General features: G+C 60.5%; 17 protein-coding genes. 6 read left to right on the forward strand and 11 right to left on the reverse strand.

All coding sequences use genetic code 11. The features are described 5' to 3' along the window. Positions 1-15: 15 nt before the first annotated feature. The 10 genes from mexE to ACF6ZU_RS26945 all read right to left on the reverse strand — a co-directional run bounded on the left by mexE (position 16) and on the right by ACF6ZU_RS26945 (position 12,376). Positions 16-1,269 carry a multidrug efflux RND transporter periplasmic adaptor subunit MexE gene (gene mexE / locus ACF6ZU_RS26900; protein WP_392888604.1) on the reverse strand — a complete coding sequence of 418 codons (1,254 nt, stop codon included), beginning with the start codon at positions 1,267-1,269 and terminating at the stop codon, positions 16-18. 247 nt (positions 1,270-1,516) lie between these two features. After that, positions 1,517-2,494, reverse strand: coding sequence for an aliphatic sulfonate ABC transporter substrate-binding protein (locus tag ACF6ZU_RS26905; protein ID WP_392888606.1), 978 nt, complete (start codon positions 2,492-2,494; stop codon positions 1,517-1,519). A 402-nt stretch (positions 2,495-2,896) separates the two neighbouring features. Beyond that, complete coding sequence (locus ACF6ZU_RS26910) at positions 2,897-3,580, reverse strand: peroxiredoxin-like family protein (protein ID WP_392888608.1); 684 nt, start codon at positions 3,578-3,580, stop codon at positions 2,897-2,899. Beyond that, a complete protein-coding gene (locus ACF6ZU_RS26915; protein ID WP_392888610.1) occupies positions 3,577-4,929 on the reverse strand; it encodes an LLM class flavin-dependent oxidoreductase in 1,353 nt (450 codons plus the stop codon). Before ACF6ZU_RS26915 ends, ACF6ZU_RS26910 begins: the two co-directional genes overlap by 4 nt. Before the next feature lie 27 nt (positions 4,930-4,956). Continuing rightward, positions 4,957-5,919 carry an ABC transporter substrate-binding protein gene (locus ACF6ZU_RS26920; protein WP_392888612.1) on the reverse strand — a complete coding sequence of 321 codons (963 nt, stop codon included), beginning with the start codon at positions 5,917-5,919 and terminating at the stop codon, positions 4,957-4,959. A gap of 153 nt (positions 5,920-6,072) precedes the next feature. After that, on the reverse strand, positions 6,073-6,408 hold the full coding sequence (locus tag ACF6ZU_RS26925) for a hypothetical protein (protein WP_392888614.1): 336 nt from the start codon (positions 6,406-6,408) through the stop codon (positions 6,073-6,075). Between the two features lie 62 nt (positions 6,409-6,470). After that, positions 6,471-8,933: a TonB-dependent receptor plug domain-containing protein gene (locus ACF6ZU_RS26930; protein WP_392888615.1), complete on the reverse strand. Its 2,463-nt coding sequence runs from the start codon at positions 8,931-8,933 to the stop codon at positions 6,471-6,473. Positions 8,934-9,133: 200 nt separating this feature from the next. Beyond that, on the reverse strand, positions 9,134-10,003 hold the full coding sequence (locus ACF6ZU_RS26935; protein ID WP_392888618.1) for a TauD/TfdA dioxygenase family protein: 870 nt from the start codon (positions 10,001-10,003) through the stop codon (positions 9,134-9,136). Positions 10,004-10,187: 184 nt separating this feature from the next. Further along, positions 10,188-11,771, reverse strand: a complete 1,584-nt coding sequence (locus ACF6ZU_RS26940) for a rhodanese homology domain-containing protein (protein WP_392888620.1) — start codon at positions 11,769-11,771, stop codon at positions 10,188-10,190. Beyond that, a complete protein-coding gene (locus ACF6ZU_RS26945) occupies positions 11,768-12,376 on the reverse strand; it encodes a cysteine dioxygenase (protein WP_392888621.1) in 609 nt (202 codons plus the stop codon). The genes ACF6ZU_RS26940 and ACF6ZU_RS26945 overlap by 4 nt, the downstream gene beginning before the upstream one ends. 231 nt (positions 12,377-12,607) lie before the next feature. On the opposite strand from ACF6ZU_RS26945, the gene ACF6ZU_RS26950 reads away from it, so the two are divergent. Then, the gene (locus ACF6ZU_RS26950) at positions 12,608-13,513 is read left to right on the forward strand and encodes a LysR family transcriptional regulator (protein ID WP_392888623.1); all 906 of its coding nucleotides are present in this window, start codon (positions 12,608-12,610) and stop codon (positions 13,511-13,513) included. A gap of 122 nt (positions 13,514-13,635) precedes the next feature. Beyond that, positions 13,636-14,430: a class II aldolase/adducin family protein gene (locus ACF6ZU_RS26955; protein WP_392888625.1), complete on the forward strand. Its 795-nt coding sequence runs from the start codon at positions 13,636-13,638 to the stop codon at positions 14,428-14,430. 527 nt (positions 14,431-14,957) lie between these two features. Here the strand turns inward: ACF6ZU_RS26955 and ACF6ZU_RS26960 are convergent. Next, positions 14,958-16,046, reverse strand: a complete 1,089-nt coding sequence (locus tag ACF6ZU_RS26960) for an LLM class flavin-dependent oxidoreductase (protein WP_392888627.1) — start codon at positions 16,044-16,046, stop codon at positions 14,958-14,960. 26 nt (positions 16,047-16,072) lie between these two features. Here ACF6ZU_RS26960 and ACF6ZU_RS26965 point away from each other — a divergent pair, with 26 nt between their 5' ends. The 4 genes from ACF6ZU_RS26965 to ACF6ZU_RS26980 all read left to right on the forward strand — a co-directional run bounded on the left by ACF6ZU_RS26965 (position 16,073) and on the right by ACF6ZU_RS26980 (position 19,176). Continuing rightward, positions 16,073-16,315 carry a hypothetical protein gene (locus tag ACF6ZU_RS26965; RefSeq protein ID WP_392888628.1) on the forward strand — a complete coding sequence of 81 codons (243 nt, stop codon included), beginning with the start codon at positions 16,073-16,075 and terminating at the stop codon, positions 16,313-16,315. Between the two features lie 114 nt (positions 16,316-16,429). After that, positions 16,430-17,314, forward strand: coding sequence for an ABC transporter permease (locus ACF6ZU_RS26970; protein WP_392888630.1), 885 nt, complete (start codon positions 16,430-16,432; stop codon positions 17,312-17,314). Position 17,315: 1 nt separating this feature from the next. After that, positions 17,316-18,113 carry an ABC transporter ATP-binding protein gene (locus ACF6ZU_RS26975; RefSeq protein ID WP_392888632.1) on the forward strand — a complete coding sequence of 266 codons (798 nt, stop codon included), beginning with the start codon at positions 17,316-17,318 and terminating at the stop codon, positions 18,111-18,113. Between the two features lie 37 nt (positions 18,114-18,150). Then, complete coding sequence (locus tag ACF6ZU_RS26980) at positions 18,151-19,176, forward strand: ABC transporter substrate-binding protein (protein WP_392888634.1); 1,026 nt, start codon at positions 18,151-18,153, stop codon at positions 19,174-19,176. Positions 19,177-19,178 lie beyond the last annotated feature (2 nt).

Below are 19,178 nucleotides of genomic sequence, written 5' to 3' on the forward strand. Positions count from 1 at the left end.
CGGAGTCGTTATCCCTTAACCGCGTGGGGTCGCAGCAGCCAGTTTCACAGCCGTGCCCGGCGCGACCTTGGCAGGTGCGACTTGTGGCAGGTTGCTGGCTTCCAGCGCTTGTCGTTGTTGTGCGAGTGCCGCGAGGGTTTGTTCACTGGCCATCGGGATCACTTCAGGGGTGACCGGCGAGCCAGGGCGAACCCGTTGCAGACCCTTGACGATGATGGTGTCGTCCTTGTTCAGGCCGTTGCGCACGATGCGCAAGCCTTCGATTTTCGGACCCAGCTCAACCGCGCGGTAAGCGGTCTTGTTGTCGGCATCCATCACCAATACGAACTTCTTGCCGAGGTCGGTACCGACCGCTTCATCGTTGATCAGCACGGCGGAGTAGGTGCCGCTGCCGACCAGTTTCAGGCGGGCATACAGGCCCGGGGTGTAGGTGCCGTCGGTGTTGTCGAACACGGCGCGACCACGGATGGTGCCGGTTTTCGGGTTGACCTGGTTGTCGACGAAGTTCATCACGCCCTGGTGCGGGTTGCCGTCTTCGTTGGACAGGCCGAGGTAAACCGGGGTGGTCGCACCGCGTTTGCCCTGGCGAGCGAGCTGGGTGTATTTGAGGAACACACGCTCGTCGGCGTCGAAGTAGGCGTAGACCTTGTCGGTGGAAACCACGCTGGTCAGCGCGGTGGTGTCGGCGGTCACCAGGTTGCCGGCGGTGATTTCCGCACGGCTGACGCGGCCACTGATCGGCGCGGTAACACGGGTGAAGCTCAGGTTCAGTTTCGCCAGGTCCAGTTGCGCTTGCAGGGCGCCAACGGCGGCGCGGGCTTCCTGGGCGGCGCTGGTGCGCGAGTCGGCCAGCTCGGCGGAGATCGCGTTGCTGGTGCGCAGGCGTTCGCCGCGCTGGGCTTCGTTTTCGCTGCGGGTAGCGTTGGCACGGGATTGCGCGACCAGCGCTTCGAGGCGGCGGACCTCAGCCTGGAATGGGCGTGGATCGATCTGGAACAGCAGGTCGCCTTTCTTGACCAATGCGCCTTCGGTGAAAGCTACATCGTCGATCTGGCCGGAGACCCGTGGACGGATTTCAACCGTTTCCGGCGCTTCGAGGCGCCCGGTGAATTCGTCCCACTCGTTGACCGGTTGCTCCAGTACCTTGGCGACACTGACCTTCGCCGCTGGCATGGTCCCGGCAGACTCCGGTGCCTTGCCGCAGGCGCTCATCACCACTACGGCCAATATGGCCAACGGGAAGCGCAAATGTTTGAGTGACTGTTCCATGGATGCATCCGCCAATGTATTGAGAATGGACGGATGATGCTCGGCGGGGGTGGTAGCGGACGAATCGAATGAACCGAAGGTAACTATCATTCGGAATGATATAAGAACCAGGTTAGCTCTCTAGCCTGCGCCTTTCCCAAGGCGTCGATCAACGAGTTTGATGACAATTCTGTGTTTCCGGAACTGCAAAGGTCTGGATGTCGTGGCGGCCTATTCGCGAGCAGGCTCGCGAATGAGGCCTCCAGCCTCATGGCTTCCAGATTTCAACATCCTTGGCATCCACGGCCTTGGGCAACAGACCGGCAGCAAAGAACGCATCGGCGATTTTCTGCTGCTCACCCAGCTGCTCGACTTTCACCGGTTGCACCTGGTAACTGCGATGGGTGTTGGCGCTCTCGACGGTTTCCACCCCAAGGTTGCCCCACAGCGGGCTCAGAACCTGGGCCGCCTCACGAGGGTTGGTCTTGATCCAGTGGCCGGTTTTTTCCAGTTCGGCATAAACCACCTTGAGCACTTGCGGGTGGGTCTTGGCGTAGCTGTTGCTGGTCAGGTAGTAGCGTTTGTAACTGGCCAGGCCCGCGCCGTCCGCCAGGGTGCGGGTCGGCAGCTGCCGTTGTGCGCTGGTGAGGAACGGTTCCCAGGTCACCCAGGCGTCAACCTTGTTGTTTTCGAACGCCGCACGACCATCGGCCGGCGACAGGTAGGCCGGCTGGATGTCCGAGAACTGCAGGCCGGCCTTGTTCAAGGCGGCGATCAACAGATAGTGCGAGCCGGCCGCTTTGGTCACCGCGACGGTCTTGCCTTTCAGGTCCGACAATTGCCGCAGCGACGAGTCCTTGTGCACGACGATTGCCTGGGCCGAAGGCGAGGGCGCTTCCTGGGCGAAGTAGGTCAGTTTGGCCTGAGCGGCCTGGGCGAAAATCGGCACGGTGTCGGCGACGTCGGCACTGATGTCGACATTGCCGACGTTCAGCGCCTCCAGCAGCGGCAGGCCACTGGAGAACTCATGCCAGCTGACGTCGATGTTCTGTTGCGCGAGGGTTTTGTCCAGGGTGCCCTGGGTTTTCAGCAGGGTGATCAGGGTCGATGACTTCTGATAACCGATGCGCAGGGTTTCTCGAGCCTGGGACGGCAGGGCAAACGACAGGGCGGCCAAGGCAACCACCAGGCCGGTGAGCAGGGGACGACGGAATTTCGTTGGAGCACTTCGGGTGGACTTCGACATGGCACGCTCGCTTTCAGGTAATGAAAAAGAGGAAACTGGTAATGAGCATAAAGTTATAAAAAATAATTTATAAATAATTTATAGGCATTAGCTTAGTGAGTTTAGGGCAGCCTCCAGCACACCCAAAACCCCTGTAGGAGCGAGCCTGCTCGCGAAAAACGTCCAGACCCGCGTTGATCCAGACGGCCCGCGTCATCGTTGGCCTTCATCGCCAGCAAGCTGGCTCCTACAGTAGGAATGCGTACGTAAACCTGTAGGAGCGAGCCTGCTCGCGAAAAACGTCCAGACACCGCGTTGATCCAGACGGCCCGCGTCATCGTTGGCCGCCATCGCCAGCAAGCTGGCTCCTCGCGACGATTGAACTGTCCCGGTGTGATCTGTTTCGTCATGGTCAGGCTCTTGTCAGATGGCGATTTGCACGGGGGCTTGCCCCAGCAGCTGTTCTACTGCGCGAATCACCGGGTCGGCTTCGGTGCGCACCAGCCAGTCCGGGCTGACCTCGGCGAAGGCCACGGTCCCGTCCTTGTCGATCACCACCACGGTAGGTTGCGGCAGTTCCCAGGTGCCGGTGCCGGTGGTTTCACCGATGCCGTTGCCCTTGGCCAATGCCGCCTTTCGTGAGGCTTCATCAAAGCTGTAGAGAATGCCCAGGCGTCGGCCCAGCTGATTGTCCGGGTCGCTGGCCACTTGCAGCTCCAGGTTGTGGCGAGTCTTGATCTCTACCAGACGCTCCGGCACCTGCGGGCTGACCGCCACCAGCGGCACGCCCAGTGCGTGCAGCCGCGGGTAGAGCCGGCGCTGGTAATACGGCAGGGCGATGTTGCAGGCCGGGCAGCCGGCGAAACGGAAGAAAATCAGCACCGCCGGCCCCTTGGCGAGCAGCTCGTCCCGGCTCAGGCGGCCACCTTCGACCTTCAGCAGAGTGAAGGGCTCCAGGGTGTCGCCGATGCTGACGAAGTCTTCGCTGCGCGCTTCTTCCACCAGGCGTCGACGCTGATTGATATTGACCTGCAAGGCTGCCGGCTCCCAGGTCGCCACGCGTTGTGCATGCAGGTCCGCCAGCAGGGTGTTGAGAGATTCGCTCATGCCAGTGCCTCGCTTTCTTCCTGAACGGTGAGGGCGGCGGATGCATGACGGTTGACCGGGACGTGCAGGCCAAGGTGGTCACGCAGGGTGGCGCCACGGTATTCGTCGCGGAACAGGCCGCGCTGTTGCAGCACCGGCACCACCAGCTCGGTGAAATATTGCAGGCCGTCGGGCAGCAACGAATTGATGATGAAGCCGTCCGCCGCGCCTTGCTCGAACCACGTCTGAATCGCGTCGGCGACCTGTTCGGGCGTGCCGACGAAATCCCGGCGCGGCCGCGAGAAGCGCAGGGCGACTTCACGCAAGGTCAGGCCTTCATCCTTGGCCAGTTGCTTGATCCGGTCCGATCCGCCTTTCTGGCTGTTGGACCCCAGGTCGCCCAGCTCGGGGAACGGTGCGTCCAGCGGGTACTGGCTGAAATCGTGATCGTTGAAAGGGCGGCCCAAAGCGACGATCGCGTCTTCGATGGTCACCAGTTCAACGGCTTGCTGATAGCGGCTTTCCACCTCGTCGGCATCGCGACCGACAATTGGGCGAATGCCCGGCAGGATCGACAGTTTCAGCGGGTCGCGACCGAAACTGGCGGCGCGTGTTTTCAGGTCCTGATAGTAGGCTTGCGCATCCTCGAATTTTTCCGGGCTGACGAAGATCGCATCGGAATTTTCCGCGGCAAAATTGCGCCCGGCCTCGGAAGTACCAGCCTGGAAAATCACCGGTTGGCCTTGCTTCGAACGGGAGATGTTCAGCGGGCCTTTCACCGAGAAAAACTCACCCTTGTGTTCCAGCGCATGCAACTTGCCGGGGGTGAAAAACTCGCCGCTTTGCTTGTCGTAGGCAAAGGCGTCGTCTTCCCAGGAATCCCACAAACCCTTGACCACGTTCACGTGCTCTTTGGCGATGCGATAGCGAACGGCGTGGGGCGGGTGTTCGGATTTGCCGAAGTTGTCCGCGGTGCCGCTGAGCCACGAGGTCACTACGTTCCAGCCGGCACGACCGCCGCTGATGTGATCCAGCGAGGCGAACTGGCGGGCGACCTGGAACGGTTCGGTGTAGCTGACGGTGACAGTCGCGACCAGGCCGATGTGCTGCGTGGTGGCCGCCAGCGCCGAGAGAATGGTCAACGGCTCGAAGCGGTTGAGGTAATGCGGGCTGGACTTCTCGTGGATGTGCAGGCTGTCGGCGATGAACACGAAATCGAATTTGGCTGCTTCGGCCAGTTGCGCCTGTTGCTTGTAGAAGTCGAAACTCACGCTGGCATTCGGGCGGGCCTGCGGGTGGCGCCACTCGCCCCATCCGTGGCCGACGCCGTGGACCATCGCACCGAGTTTCAGTTGACGTTGTTTGCTCATGGTCTTACTCCTGAATCCGTCGCATCGTTATCGAGATGCCTGGTTGAGTTGGGCACGCTTGGCGTTGAAGCTCTTGTCGAAGCCTTGGGAAACGTCGATGCGTTTGCCGAGGATTCCTTCCTGCTGATAGATGTCCGCCGTGGTCTGCAGGCCGGCGATGACCTGATCGTCAATCGCCACCGATTCCATATGCGTGCCTTTGGCCACGGCGATGTGCACGTCCAGCGGCAGGCCGGTGACGCGGGCCTGGGCGGCGGCATATTCCTCGGGATGGGCGTTGGTCCAGCGATAAGCGCGGTCGACCCGGGCGATGAAATCGTCGAGCTGCTGACGCTTGTTGGCGATGGCCTGGCTGGTGGCGGCGAAGTACAAATGATTGGTCAGCAGTTTTTCGCCGCTGGCCAGGACCTTGGCCTGATTTTGCGTGGTGGAAATGGTGGTGTAGGGGTCCCAGGTCGACCACGCGTCCGCGCTACCGTTGTCCAGCAGGATTCGGGATTCGCTTGGCAGCAGGAAGATGAACTGCACGTCCTGAGTGCTCAAGCCGGCGTCGCGCAAAGCCTTGATCGCCAGGAAGTGGCCGATCGAACCACGCGTGGTGACGATTTTTTTGCCCTTCAGGTCGCTGGCGTTGTTCAGCGGCGAATCCTTGGGCGCGAGAATCGCGGTGGTGTAGCGACCTTCGGCGTGCACGATGCTGACGACCTTGATCGGTGCGCCCGCCCCGAGAGCGAACACGTACGGGGCATCGCCGAGGGCGCCGATGTCAACGGCGCCGGCATTCAACGCCTCGCCCAGCGGCGCGGCGGCCGGGAACTCGGAAAACTGGATTTCGTAAGGTACGTTCTTCAGCTCGCCGGACACGTCCAGCAGCACCTTGATCGAAGACTTCTGATTGGCGACCAGCAGTGGTTGCAGGTCAGCGGCGTGGGCGGAGGCGGCGAAGCCCAGGGTGCAAAAGAGGCTCAACAACAGGGATCGTGGTGACATGGGAAACTCCAGGCAGGTTGTTGCGCTTCGAATAACCTCCGCCTGGAGAAGGGGTCGGTGTTGGGGTGACGTTATCTCTATAAGAATCCTCTGTGAAATTCTTTATGGTTATATGCTAATTATGAAGTTATCTGATTATCACTTTAATGATTATTAAATAAATGCATTTAAAGGTTTGCGTAATACCCGTAGGAGCCGGCTTGCTGGCGATAGCGATTTATCCATCAACATAAATGTCGCCTGACCCACCGCGATCGCCGGCAAGCCGGCTCCTACAAATTGTGTGATGACACCGATCTCGTTGAATCCCCGTCCCTGTAGGAGCCGGCTCGCCGGCGATGGCGTCGTATCAGCCAGCATGAATGGCACCTGACCCACCGCGATCGCCGGCAAGCCGGCTCCTACAAATTGTGTGATGACACCGATCTCGTTGAATCCCCGACCCTGTAGGAGCCAGCTTGCTGGCGATGGCGGCGTATCAGCCAGCATGAATGGCACCTGACCCACCGCGATCGCCGGCAAGCCGGCTCCTACACAGGTATGTGTTGCTGTTAGAAGTTGTAGGCCAGCCGCGTGTAGTAATACGCACCGCCAAACCCGAACGGGGAGAACTGGCCGTATTTGTAGCCGCCCGCCCAATCCTGGATGCCGTTTTTGTCCGGGTACACGTTGAACAGGTTGTTCGCCCCCAACGCCACCGTCAGGTGCTTGGTCAGGTCGTAGGCGGCATCGATGTCGGTGATCCATTTGGCGCTGAATTTGCGGTCGTTCGCCGGGTTGTTATCGCCTTCGATGTAACTGCCGAAACGAGTCAGCGCCAGGTTGATGTTGTAATCGGTGACCTTCCAGTTCGCGCCGAGGATCAATTTCGATTGCGGCGTGGCCACGGTCAGGTCCTTCTGCAGGCGGCGGTCGAACAGCTGCAGGTTCGAGCCGCTGAGTTGCGGCGGGTTGTCCTGAAGCTTCTCGATCTTCGTCTGGTTCCAGTTATAGGCCGCGCTCCAGCGGACCTGCCCGTACTCATCCAGTTGCTGGCGGTACTCGTTGATGATGTCGACGCCGCGGGTCCGGGTGTCCACCGCGTTGGTGTAGTACTGGGCGAACAGGCCGGGAGACAAACCGTTGGCGACCAGCACCTGCGAGACCGTCGTGCCGCCGAGCAGGCTGGTGGAGACGATGCGGTCGCGGATGTCGATCTGATAGAGGTCGGTGGTCAACCGGTAGTTTTGCGTGGGCTCATAGGTGAAACCGAAGCTATAGTTCAGGGATTTTTCCGGCTTGAGTTTCTCCGCACCCAAGGCCTGGGCCTCAGGTGTATCGACGGGCAGAACCTTCACGGGCACGGAGATCTGCTGGCCATTGACCACGCCGCCGGAGGTAAAGGTCGACGAGGCATAAATGGTTTGCGCGAGCGACGGTGCGCGGAAACCGTTGTTGATCGTGCCGCGCAGGGCAAAGGCGTCGGTGAAGGCATAGCGGGTCGAGAACTTGCCACTCCAGGTGCTGCCGATGTCCTGGGTGTAGCGTTCATAACGAGCGGCTGCGCCGACATACCATTTGTCTGTCACGTCCAGGCCCAGATCGACATAGCTGGCGACGTTGCTGCGGCTGATTTCCCCGGCGTCGGCGGTGCTGGTGCCGTTGTAGGAAGCAAGGCCCGGCAGCGGCGTTCGCCCGGCAAACGGCCCACTGGGAATGACGTAGTTGCCGGGCGTGTAGGAGAGGAAGTCGCCGGGCTCGATCTGGTATTTCTCCCAGCGATACTCGAAACCGAACGCGGTTTGCAGCGGGTTTTTCAGGCCGATGTCGAAGCCGCGGTGGAAGTCGAGGTTGTTGGTCCACTGATCGAAGATCTGCGAAGCCAGGTTGAACGACGTGGGGCTGGTCGGGCCCAGGGATGGGTTGAGGGTGTTGTTGGCATTGAGCGTGGAGTCGTCCTCGCCCCAGGTGGAACTGGCGTCATAGTTCCAGCCGCCGACTTCACCCTTGAAGCCGCCCGCGATCTGGAAGTCCTTGGTGCGGTTGCGCCGTTGGGCGTGGATGCCGTCGGGGTAGGGCGTATTCGGGTCGCCGGCCAGGGACGTAATTTCGTTGGGGCGGTAATTGCCGGTGACTTTGGTGGTCTCCATGTAGCTGGCGGTGGAGAAGGAATAGAACGTCAGATCATCCTGGATCGGCAGTTCGAGGTTGTAGCTGGCATTGGTGACCTTTTCCCGGCCCAGGCCATAACTGGGGTTCCAGCCGTGGCGGTTGACGGTCTGGTCGCGGCTGTCGGGGAAACCGGGCAGCGAATACAGGTTGCCCTTGGCACTGCCGGTGCGGTCGAAAGGTTCTTGTTCCTTGCTGTCCAGCGACAGGTTGGCGAAACCGTCGTTGGGCAGCGACAGGCCGTAGTTGATCGTCTGGTGCACGGTGTCGCCATCGCCACTGCCGTAACGCCCGAAGGACGTTTCGGCGCTGCCGCCGCTGTCGTTTTCCTTGAGGATGATGTTGATCACCCCGGCGATGGCGTCCGAACCGTACTGCGCGGAGGCGCCATCGCGCAGCACCTCGATATGGTCGATGGCCGAGACCGGAATCAGGTCGAGGTTGACCGGCACCGCCGCCGTACCAATGCGCGCCAGGTTGTTGATCAGCGCGGTGTTGTGCCGGCGTTTGCCGTTGACCAGCACCAGCACTTGGTCCCCGGACAAACCGCGCATGGTCACGCCGCGAACCGACCATGACGTACCGCCGCCATTGATCGCCGGCAGGTTGAAGGACGGCAGCAGGCGCGAGAGCAATTCCTTGAGCCCGACCTTGCCGCTGGCCTGCAATTGCTCGGCGCTGATCACGTCGATCGGCGAGGGGCTGTCGGTGATGGTGCGTGGCTGGCCGCCACGGTTGCCGGTGACGACCACGGTGTTGAGGGTCTTGTCGGATTCTTCGGCCTGGACCGGGATGCTCGCGACCAGCAGGCTAAAAGCGGCGGCAGCGCAGTATTCGTATTTCACTCGGGGGGTGGATGAACTCATGTCGCCAATTCCTGAAAAGATCGTCACGCACAGACAAACCCCTTCGCGCGCATTGGCGGATGTCGAGTTTGTCGGGTAATGCCCGTCTGTAGGAGCCGGCTTGCCGGCGATAGCGCTGTGTCAGGCGACATCATGGTGATTGATGCACCGCTATCGCCAGCAAGCTGGCTCCTACAGGGGGCAGGTGTTGTTTTGGGGGATCAGGCCGCGTCGGCGCGTTTTGCCCGATGGGGGATGTCGTCGTAGGCGATCAGCACCCGTTCCATGCGGCGCGGATAGTCGCCGTAGTTGTAGACCGGGTAGTGCAGGGTCGAGCGGTTGTCCCAGAACGCGACCGAGTTTTCACGCCATTTGAAGCGCACCTGGTGCTCGGGCTTGTTGAATTCCAGCAGCAGGCGTTCGATCAGTTGTTTGCTCTTTTCCGGCGGCCAGCCAATCACCGAAGGGTTTTGCGAAAAATTGATGAAGAGTCCGTCCTCGCCGGTTTCCGGGTGAGTGCGCACCAACGGGTGGGCGAGGATCGGGTAGTCGTAGCCGACCTTGTCCAGCGACGACTTGAAATCGTGGACCACATGCAAGTCGTCAATTTCTTCCCGTAGCGCATCGGGCAAGGCGCGATACACCGCCGCCGTGTCGGCCCACAGGGTATCGCCGCCCACCGCTGGCAAATCCACCGCGCGCAACACGGCGCCAAGGGTCGGTTGCAGCAACCAGCTGGTGTCGGTGTGCCAACGACCGCTGATCCTCGGGCCGTAGAGTTTGCGGGCATCCTGCGCTTCAATCAGGTGCGCTTGCGGTTGTGCCGGATCGTTTTGCTGGGTGGTCGGGTGCACGTACAGCTCGCCGAATTCGCGAGCGAAGGCGATCTGCTGTTCAGTGCTGATGGCCTGGTCGCGGAAGAAAATCACCTTGTGCTCGAGCAGCAAGCGGCGCAACTCATCGCGCAGCGCCGGGGTCAGCGGCTGGCGCAGATCGATGCCGCTGATTTCCGCGCCGATGGTGGGTTCCAGGCGGGTGACGTGCAGGGTTTCTGTGGGATGTGACTCGGTGTGCTGCAAGACGGCGGACATGATGTAAATCCTCTCGGTTGTGGGTTCAGCCTCCGCCTGGAGAGGGGTCGGATGTGGGGTTGTTGCAATAACTGTAGGAGCGAGCCTGCTCGCGAAAAACCTGAGAACGCCGCGGAGAATCTGGTTCTTCGCGTTTTCGTTCACGACCCTCGCAAGCAGGCTCGCTCCTACAGGTTCAAAGCGTTTAAATCACGAAAAAGCCATGGGTACCGTCGCGGGCCAACTGGTCGACCAGTCCGAATTCCCAGTCCAGATAGGCCTGCATCGCTTCGCGCGGGTTGTCGGTGCCTTCATAAGGACGGCGATAACGGTCAATACGTGCCGAAGCCAGGCGGGTTTCACCTTCCTCCAGCGGCAAGTTCGCGGCGATCCAGCCGGCCGTGCCGTCCTTGAGCAGGAACACCGTTTTTCCGCTCAACGCCTCGACCTCGGCCACCGCCAGTCGCGCCAGCTGACTGCTGCCACAGGTCAGCACATAACGCTCGGCTGACGGCACGTTGGCCAGCGCTTCACGCAATTGACTGCGCAACGCCCACCACGCGCCGGGGATGTGGCGTTTGACGTAATTGGCGCTGCTGGTGAAATCCAGCACGGCGGTATCGCCATGGGTCAACCACTGGGCCAGTGTCTCGGGGCTGATTTCTTCAGCCTGACGTGGCGCCGGGACGGGCGCCTGCCATGCACCCTGTTCGCTGAAATGTTCAGGCTCAAGGTCATCCAGCACATGCACTTCCCAGCCCAGTTGCGACAGCCAGGACGCCGACATGTTGGCGCGTACGCCATCGTCGTCGACCAGCACCAGTCGCGCCCCGCGCACGCTGGCGAAGTGGTCGGTTTCCTGCACCAGTTGCCCGCCGGGTGTCGAGCGGGCAGACGGCAGGTGCCCGGCTTCGAATTCCTCCGGGGTACGCACATCGAACAGGTAAGTGCTGCGGCCCGGCTCCTGCTGCCAGCGTTGCAGGTCCGTCAGCGACGCACGACCTACCAGCGCTTTGTCGGCGACGCGGCGGGCATCGTCGGCGGCAATTTTCCGGTGCTCTTCGCTGGTCGGCGCAAAGCGGCGCGACTGGCCATGCTGCAATGTCTGCCCGGCCAGGGTCCAGCCGATGGTACCGTTGCGCAGGGCCGACACCGGGTTGGCTATGCCGGAATTGATCAGCGACTGAGTGCCAATGATGCTGCGGGTGCGGCCGGCGCAATTGACGATGATCCGCGTGGCCGGATCGGGCGCCAGCTCCCGGGCACGCAGCACCAGCTCCGCACCTGGAACGCTGATACCGGTGGGAATGCTCATGGTCTGGTATTCGTCGAAGCGCCGGGCGTCGAGCACCACCACATCGGCTTCGCTGTCGAGCAATGCCTGAACCTCTTCAGCCGCGAGGGACGGGGTGTGACGCTGGCTTTCCACCAGTTCGCCAAAGGCCTTGCTCGGCACATTGACGTCGATGAACAACTCGCCACCGCCGAGACGCCAGCCTTCCAGGCCACCGGCGAGCAGCGTGACATTGACGTAACCAAGCGCCTGCAGTCGCTGGGCCGCGATGCTCGCCAGACCTTCGCCATTGTCATAGACCGTCACGTGGGTATCGCGCCGTGGAATCCGCGAGAACACCTCGAGTTCAAGTTTCGACAAGGGAATGTTGGCCGCGAACAGCGGGTGGGATTCGGCGAAGGGCGCTTCTTCGCGCACGTCCACCAGCGCGAGCTCTTCACGGTTCAACAGGGCCTGGCGAACCTCGGCATAGGAACGGGTCGGTGCAGTGCTCATAGGGCTTGGCTCTCTTTGGACAAATCCCAGATATTGGGCAGGTAGGCGTTGGAATAACCGGAAATGAACAGCTTCTCGCTGCCGTCGGCCTGATAGACCGCGCGGCGCACCGCGCCGATGTTGGCGCCATATACATGGATGCTGATCGACACCTGGTCGTCGAAGGCATTGCTGACTTGATGAATGTCGCCGACCTTGGGCGATACCGCCTCGACCTGACCCGGGCGCAGTTGCCCGCGGCCGCCGTCGGCGATCAGGGACCCATCGTCGCGACGCTGGAAGCCTTGCGAATACTCCGCGCCACGCAACATGCCGATCAGCCCCCAGACCCGATGGTCATGGATCGGCGTGCTTTGCCCCGGCCCCCAGACAAAACTGACGATGCTGAACCGCTGCCGTGAATCGGCGTGCAGCAGGTATTGCTGATAGCGCTCGGGGTCTGGCTGGGCAAAGTCCTCCGGCAGCCAGTCGTCATGACTGACCAATTGGCTGAGCAGCTTGCCGCCACGGTGCAGCAGGTCGCCCTCGCGGGGGTTGCTGTCGATCAATTCCGCCAAGGCGCCTATGAATGCTCTGAGTCTCTCCGGGTGTCGGGCCTGGGTCATGGCGATTCCATCGTTCGTTGTGAATGTTGACCCTTTTGATTTAAGCATAATGTTTTAGATCAATATGCGATTGTTTAATGATTAGGTTATAGCTGAAAGTAATTTATAACCCCTTTGCATAGCGCCAGACGCTATTGGTCTTGGGGCGGGCATAGGGCGGGCTATCCAGATCACGCCAATAGAACTATGCTTTTCAGACATCTTATTGACTGTTCTCTATGTGCGGGCCAAATGAAAATTGATGATATCGACGCCTTCGTCGAAGTGATTCGTTGCCAGTCCATCAGCCATGCGGCCGAGTCGCTGCAACTGACTCAGCCGGCTATCACGCGGCGCGTGCAGAACTTTGAGCAGGCGTTGGGCGTGGAGCTGTTCGACCGCAATACCAAACCGCTCAAGCCTACGTTGATTGGTACACGGGTCTATGAACAGTGCCGGGTGATCCTGCGGGAAATGGATGCACTGCGCGAACTGGTCGCCACCGATGCACCGCCCACCGGCCTCTTGCGCCTTGGGGTTCCGCAGACGATTGGCGATGTGGTGTTGCTCGATGCGCTGAAACACCTGCGTGTCGAATACCCCGACTTGCGCGCTCAAGTAGCAACTGGATGGGGCAGCCAATTGGTCGGCAAGATCGAGCGCGGCGAACTGGATGCCGCCGCGGCGTTGTTCCCGGCCGGGAAGATTTTCCCGGACAACATCGTCGGCGAGTCGATCGGCAAGATGGAGCTGGTGGTGGTGTGCGCCAAGGCGCAATTGCCCAAGCGTCCGTGCAAGCTGGCAGACGTTTACCAGAACGGCTGGATTCTCAATCCCGATGGCTGCGGTTTCCGCGCCGGGTTGCAACGTACCTTGTCCGACCAGGGCCTGGCGCTGCGGGTGAACCTGGAAACCTTCGGCACCGAGTTGCAGTTGGGCCTGGTTGCCGACGGTCTCGGTTTGGGGTTGGTGCCACGTCCGTTGCTAGAGCGCAGTGCGCACTTCGATCAGTTGGCCGCCATGCCGTTGAAGGATTTCAAACCGGTGATGGACCTGTGGCTGATCTATCCGCACTTTCTCGGCAACCTGCAAGGACCGGTCGACGCATTTGGCAAATTGGTCGCCGGATCGCTGCAGAAAATCAAGAACGCGGCGTGATGAACGGGAATGGGATAATAAAAAAAAATAATAATTAGCTTAGATTAAAATGTGCTTTTTATTATTTTTTGCCTTCCCCTAGGCTTGCTGGAAGTCCTTAAGGCCATCCAGGAAGTTTTGCCATGAGCAGCGTCAGTCCGTTATCCAGCGTCTCGAAAAATGTTCGCCAGCGCGTCAGTTCCGAAGAATGGGAAGTGCGTGTAAAACTGGCCGCGGCCTATCGGCTGGCGGCCCTGTTCAAGTGGACCGACCACATCTACACGCATTTTTCCGCACGGGTGCCGGGGCCGGAAGAGCATTTCCTGATCAATGCCTTCGGTTTGCTGTTTGATGAGATCTGCGCCTCCAACCTGGTCAAGGTCGACATTGACGGCAGCATCGTCGATGACCCGACAGGGCTGGGCATCAATCCTGCCGGTTATGTGATCCACAGTGCGATTCACGCTGCACGCCCCGATCTGCAAGCCGTCCTGCATACCCATACGCGCGACGGCATCGCGGTGTCCGCCCAGCGCGATGGCTTGTTGCCGATTTCCCAGCATGCCATGGGTTTTTCCGGGCGGGTGGCTTATCACGGTTACGAAGGCGTGGCGCTGGACCTCGACGAGCGCGAACGGTTGGTGGCAGATCTGGGCGACAAGAGCGTGCTGATCCTGCGCAACCATGGATTGCTCACGGCGGGGATCAGCGTTGAACACGCGTTCCAGCAGCTGCATGGCCTGGAGCGGGCCTGCAATATCCAGATCGCTGCCCAAGCCGCTGGCAACGCCGAGCTGATCTTTCCGCCAGTCGAGGTCGTGGCCAAGGTCGAGAAACAGGCCGAGGTGTTCAAAAGCGGCGACGGGCCGGGCGTCGCACGGCATTGGGATGCGTTGATTCGTCAGTTGGAACGCAGTGATACCGAGTACAAGAACTGAACCTGAAGCATCCCCAAACCTGTAGGAGCCAGCTTGCTGGCGATGGCGGTCTGTCAGTCAACAGAGTTGTTGAATGTGCTGCCATCATCGCCGGCAAGCCGGCTCCTACAGGGAGTGGTGGTGTGCACACTCTTTGTGAACTGCGCGGACAACTGTAGGAGCGAGCCTGCTCGCGATAGCGGGCTGTCAGTCAACAGAGTTGTTGAATGTGCTGCCGTCATCGCCAGCAAGCCGGCTCCTACAGGGAGTGGTGGTGTGCACACTCTTTGTGAACTGCGCGGACAACTGTAGGAGCGAGCCTGCTCGCGATAGCGGTATGTCAGTCAACATAGTTGTTGAATGTGCTGCCGTCATCGCCAGCAAGCCGGCTCCTACAGGGAGTGGTGGTGTGCAAACTTTTGTGAACTACGCGGACAACTGTAGGAGCGAGCCTGCTCGCGATAGCGGTATGTCGGTCAACATAGTTGTTGAATGTGCTGCCGTCATCGCGAGCAGGCTCGCTCCTACAGAGGGACTTTGCTGGGGCTTCAGGCAACTTTTTCTGCGGCTTGCCGCTCACGTTCCGCCACCAGTTTGCGGGTCAGGGGGATCAGGCGTTTGCCGTAGTCGATCGCGTCTTCAAGCGGGTCGAAGCCACGGATCAGGAAGGTGGTGATGCCCAGGTCGTAGTAATCGAGCAAGGCTTCGGCCACCTGTTCCGGCGTACCGACCAGTGAAGTCGAGTTGCCTTGCGCACCCAAAAGCCCGGCAATGCCCGTCCACAGGCGCTTGTCCAGGCGTGAGCCTTGGGCCGCGGCGGCCAGCAGCCGTCGAGAACCTTCATTGGGTGGTTCACGGCGGACAAAACCATTCTTCTCTGCCAATGCAGTGGCTTGCTCCAAGATGCGCTCGGCGCGCTCCCAGGCTTGTGCTTCGGTGTCTGCCAGAATCGGGCGCAACGACAGGCTGAAGCGAATGTTGCGGCCATGCCTGGCCGCTTCGGCACGGACTTGCTTCACCACCTCGCGCACCTGCTCGTAGGTTTCACCCCACAACGCGTAGACGTCCGCATGTTTGCCAGCCACTTCGATGGCCGCGGTCGATGAACCACCGAAGTACAGCGGAATGTGCGGCTGTTGCGGTGACTTCACCGCCGAGTGCGCCCCCTCGATCTGGTAATACAGGCCTTCATAGTCGAACGGCTTTTCGCTGGTCCATTCCTGACGCAATACATCGAGGTATTCGTCGGTGCGGGCATAACGCTCGTCCTTGCCGATGTGACTGCCATCGGCACGCAATTCGCGATCATCGCCGCCGGTAATGATGTGCACCGCGGTGCGCCCGCCATTGAAGACGTCGAGGGTGGTGAACTGCCGGGCAGCCAGGGTCGGTGCGGCGAAACCCGGTCGGTGGGCAATCAGGAACTTGAGGTTTTTGGTCACGCTGGCGGCGTGCGAGGCAATCAGGGTGCTGTCCGGGCTGTTGGAGTGGAACGCGACGAGCGCCCGGTCAAACCCGGCCTCGTCATGGGCGCGTGCGACTTTCTCCACGTACTCGGGTTGCAGAACCGGGCCGCTGCGTGGGTGGATTTCCGAAGAATGGTGGCCGCCGATGTAGCCGATGAATTCAATGCTCATGAAGGGTTCCTTGTCGTTGAATAGGCGTGATTCAAGCCTCCACCTGGCATTGGGGTCGGTCTGTGGGATCAAAAATAGGCGCAGCGGGACAGGCCTGTGAAATGCCGTTTGGTTCTAAGTTAATTATTAAAAAAAAGAATGATATGTATTTATTGATATCAATTAACCGCATTTTAATCGGTCAGCGTCATCCAAGCCCCGGCAGGGCAGGGCAGGCGTTAATTATTATGCAAATAATTTATCAGGTGATTCGAATATCTGATTTTTAATCATATTAGGTTATTCCTAAAAAGAATTTCACTGAGGTTTTTTATGCGAATAGCATGAAAACCGAAGCTGACCCATGGCACCTCTCGCCATGTTCTTTAGAGGAAGGAAGCCTGATGACTGAAAAGACCTTCGATACACAGAGCCCCGAGAGCTCGTTTTCCGTCAATAAGGCTGCGCGCCAGACAGGTGAGCTGCAAGGTGCATCCAGGCTGCTCCCGAACTGGCTGCGCACCTGGCGCACACCTGATGCGTTGCTGCGCTTGCTCAGCCCGATTGCGTTGTTGTTGCTGTGGGAGCTGGCGTCTCAAGCGGGACTGATTCCGCAGCGAGTGATTGCGGCCCCTTCGCAAATCGGTGGCACGCTGTGGGCGATGATTGCTTCCGGCGAGCTCGGCAAGCATCTCCTGGTTTCGTTGCAGCGGGCGTTGGTGGGGCTGAGCATCGGCGTCAGCATCGGTGTCGTTGCAGCCCTGATCAGCGGCTTGTCCAAACGCGGAGAGGTGATTCTTGATTCGCCCTTGCAGATGCTGCGTACCATCCCCTCGCTCGCCCTGGTGCCATTGTTCATTCTCTGGTTCGGCATCGGCGAATTCACCAAGATTGCGCTGATCGTCACCGGCACCACCTTCCCGGTGTACCTGAACCTGTTCGCCGGTATCCGCAACATCGACCCCAAGCTGATCGAAGCCGCCAACACCCTGGGCCTGAGTCGTCGCGAGCTGATCTGGCACGTGATCCTGCCGGGCTCCCTGCCTTCGTTCTTTGTCGGCCTGCGTTACTCGCTGGGGATTTCCTGGCTGGCGCTGGTGTTCGTCGAGCAAATCAACACCACCGCTGGTATCGGTTTCCTGGCCAGTGATGCGCGGGACTTCATGCGCACCGACGTCATCGTGATCTGCCTGCTCATCTATAGCGTCCTCGGCCTGTTGATCGATGGACTGATCCGCACGCTGGAACGTTTTGCCCTGGCCTGGCGCCCAACTTTTGTGAGGAACTGATATGTCGAGCATCGATCTTTTGGACGTCACTTCTGCACCTTCCACGGCGCCGGTACAGCTGCGCAATGTGGTGCGCCAGTTCGGTCAGCAACGGGTCATCGATGGCCTGGACCTGGACATCGCACCGGGAGAGTTCGTCGCGTTGCTCGGCGCCAGCGGTTCGGGCAAGACCACTTTACTGCGCAGCCTCGCAGGGCTCGACAGCATCGACAGCGGTCAGTTGCTGGTGCCGAAGGCGCGGGCGGCGGTGTTTCAGGAGCCCCGGCTGATGCCGTGGAAACGCGCCTGGAAAAACGTGATTCTCGGTTTGCGCATCCCCAACGCGAAGGTGCGTGCGGTGCAGGCGCTGACAGAAGTCGGGCTGGCTCATCGGCTCGATGCCTACCCGGCCACGCTTTCCGGCGGTGAAGCACAGCGCGTGGCGCTCGCCCGTGGCCTGGTGCGTGAGCCGAAACTGCTGTTGCTGGACGAACCCTTTGCCGCACTCGATGCGTTGACCCGGATTCGCATGCATCGACTGATCATCGAACTGTGGCGCAAACACACCCCGGCGGTGCTGCTGGTGACCCATGACGTCGATGAAGCGATCCTGCTGGCCGACCGGGTCATCGTCCTGGAAAACGGCAAGATTGCCGAACAGGTCATTATCGATCTGCCACGGGCCCGAGACACCGGGCAGGCGGGTTTCCAGGCGATCCGTGCGCGCCTGCTGAACCTGCTCGGTGTCGAAGTAGAGCCCGCGGCTGTTGCCGAGCGTCGCGCATCGAACACCACGGTCCGGCGTTTCGCCCATGGCTGATTCCGTATTCAGCCTTTTGCTACAGGGACGCTCCGCGATGTCACCACGGGTATGGAAGTCAGCGGCTGTTCTACTCTCGGGAGCGGCGTTGTTGCTGAGCGGTTGCGGGGAAACAGTCGAGAGCAAAGCGCCTGCCTCGGTTCACTCGGATCTGTCCGGCGTGACGCTGATCCTTGGCGATCAGGCCAAAGGCTTGCGCACGGTGGTTGAGGCGGCGAATGCATTGGAGGGCATCGACTACAAGGTCGAGTGGGCGAACTTCCAGGGCGCCGCACCTTTGTTCGAAGCCCTGCGCGCCGGTGCCGTCGACCTGGCGCCGGCCGGTGATACGCCGGTGTTGGCGGCAGCTACCGGTGGTGCGCCTTTGCGCATTGTCGCCGTGCGGCGCAGCCAATCGCGGGGGATCGCGATCCTGGTGCCGGCGGATTCGCCGATCCATGACGTGGCGGACCTGAAAGGACGCAACGTCGTGGTGTCTTCGGCCCGGGGCAGCATTTCCCAGTACCTGCTGATTCGTGCACTGGCCAATGCCGGCGTCGATGAGAAAGAGGTCAACGTCGGGTTCGTCCTGCCGACCGACGCCCTGTCCGCATTCAACGCCGGCAAGATCGAAGCCTGGGCCACGTTCGGCATCTATCAGGCCTTTGCGGAACAGCAGGGCGCGCGGGTGCTGATCACCGGGGAGGGCATCAACACCGGGCTGACCTTCATTACAGCCTCTGAAGAAGTCCTCGCCGACCCGCAAAAGCGCAAGGCACTCAGTGACGTGCTGCAGCGTTTCGCCAAGGCGTTCGAGTGGGCGCGGCAGCATCCCGACGAATACGCGCGGGTCTTTGCCAAGGTCAACGACATCCCGCTGGAAGTCTCGCAGCGCCTGCGCAGTTGGGGTGACGAATCGTTGCTGCCGGTCGAGCCGCGGGATGTCCAGGCCTTGCAGCAGGTCGATGACCTGTTCGTGGAAAAGAACATCTTTCCCCATCGAGTCGACGTGGAAAAGCTCACGGATACGGCGGTGTTTTCTGCTGCACCACTGGCGGTCACGCAATCGGAGCCGGCGCGCTAGTC

This window comes from Pseudomonas migulae, from assembly GCF_043225285.1.
In the GTDB taxonomy this organism is placed as follows: Bacteria; Pseudomonadota; Gammaproteobacteria; order Pseudomonadales; family Pseudomonadaceae; genus Aquipseudomonas; species Aquipseudomonas migulae_C.

Excerpts from the sequence above, each read along its gene's own strand:
- ACF6ZU_RS26910 (WP_392888608.1), bottom strand. The coding sequence starts at position 3,580 with ATGAGCGAATCTCTCAACACCCTGCTGGCGGACCTGCATGCACAACGC.
- ACF6ZU_RS26960 (WP_392888627.1), bottom strand. The coding sequence starts at position 16,046 with ATGAGCATTGAATTCATCGGCTACATCGGCGGCCACCATTCTTCGGAA.
- ACF6ZU_RS26920 (WP_392888612.1), bottom strand. The coding sequence starts at position 5,919 with ATGTCACCACGATCCCTGTTGTTGAGCCTCTTTTGCACCCTGGGCTTC.
- ACF6ZU_RS26925 (WP_392888614.1), bottom strand. The coding sequence starts at position 6,408 with ATGCTGGCTGATACGCCGCCATCGCCAGCAAGCTGGCTCCTACAGGGT.
- ACF6ZU_RS26970 (WP_392888630.1), top strand. The coding sequence starts at position 16,430 with ATGACTGAAAAGACCTTCGATACACAGAGCCCCGAGAGCTCGTTTTCC.
- ACF6ZU_RS26935 (WP_392888618.1), bottom strand. The coding sequence starts at position 10,003 with ATGTCCGCCGTCTTGCAGCACACCGAGTCACATCCCACAGAAACCCTG.
- ACF6ZU_RS26905 (WP_392888606.1), bottom strand. The coding sequence starts at position 2,494 with ATGTCGAAGTCCACCCGAAGTGCTCCAACGAAATTCCGTCGTCCCCTG.
- ACF6ZU_RS26975 (WP_392888632.1), top strand. The coding sequence starts at position 17,316 with ATGTCGAGCATCGATCTTTTGGACGTCACTTCTGCACCTTCCACGGCG.
- ACF6ZU_RS26915 (WP_392888610.1), bottom strand. The coding sequence starts at position 4,929 with ATGAGCAAACAACGTCAACTGAAACTCGGTGCGATGGTCCACGGCGTC.
- ACF6ZU_RS26945 (WP_392888621.1), bottom strand. The coding sequence starts at position 12,376 with ATGACCCAGGCCCGACACCCGGAGAGACTCAGAGCATTCATAGGCGCC.
- ACF6ZU_RS26950 (WP_392888623.1), top strand. The coding sequence starts at position 12,608 with ATGAAAATTGATGATATCGACGCCTTCGTCGAAGTGATTCGTTGCCAG.
- ACF6ZU_RS26955 (WP_392888625.1), top strand. The coding sequence starts at position 13,636 with ATGAGCAGCGTCAGTCCGTTATCCAGCGTCTCGAAAAATGTTCGCCAG.
- ACF6ZU_RS26930 (WP_392888615.1), bottom strand. The coding sequence starts at position 8,933 with ATGAGTTCATCCACCCCCCGAGTGAAATACGAATACTGCGCTGCCGCC.
- ACF6ZU_RS26980 (WP_392888634.1), top strand. The coding sequence starts at position 18,151 with ATGTCACCACGGGTATGGAAGTCAGCGGCTGTTCTACTCTCGGGAGCG.
- ACF6ZU_RS26940 (WP_392888620.1), bottom strand. The coding sequence starts at position 11,771 with ATGAGCACTGCACCGACCCGTTCCTATGCCGAGGTTCGCCAGGCCCTG.
- mexE (WP_392888604.1), bottom strand. The coding sequence starts at position 1,269 with ATGGAACAGTCACTCAAACATTTGCGCTTCCCGTTGGCCATATTGGCC.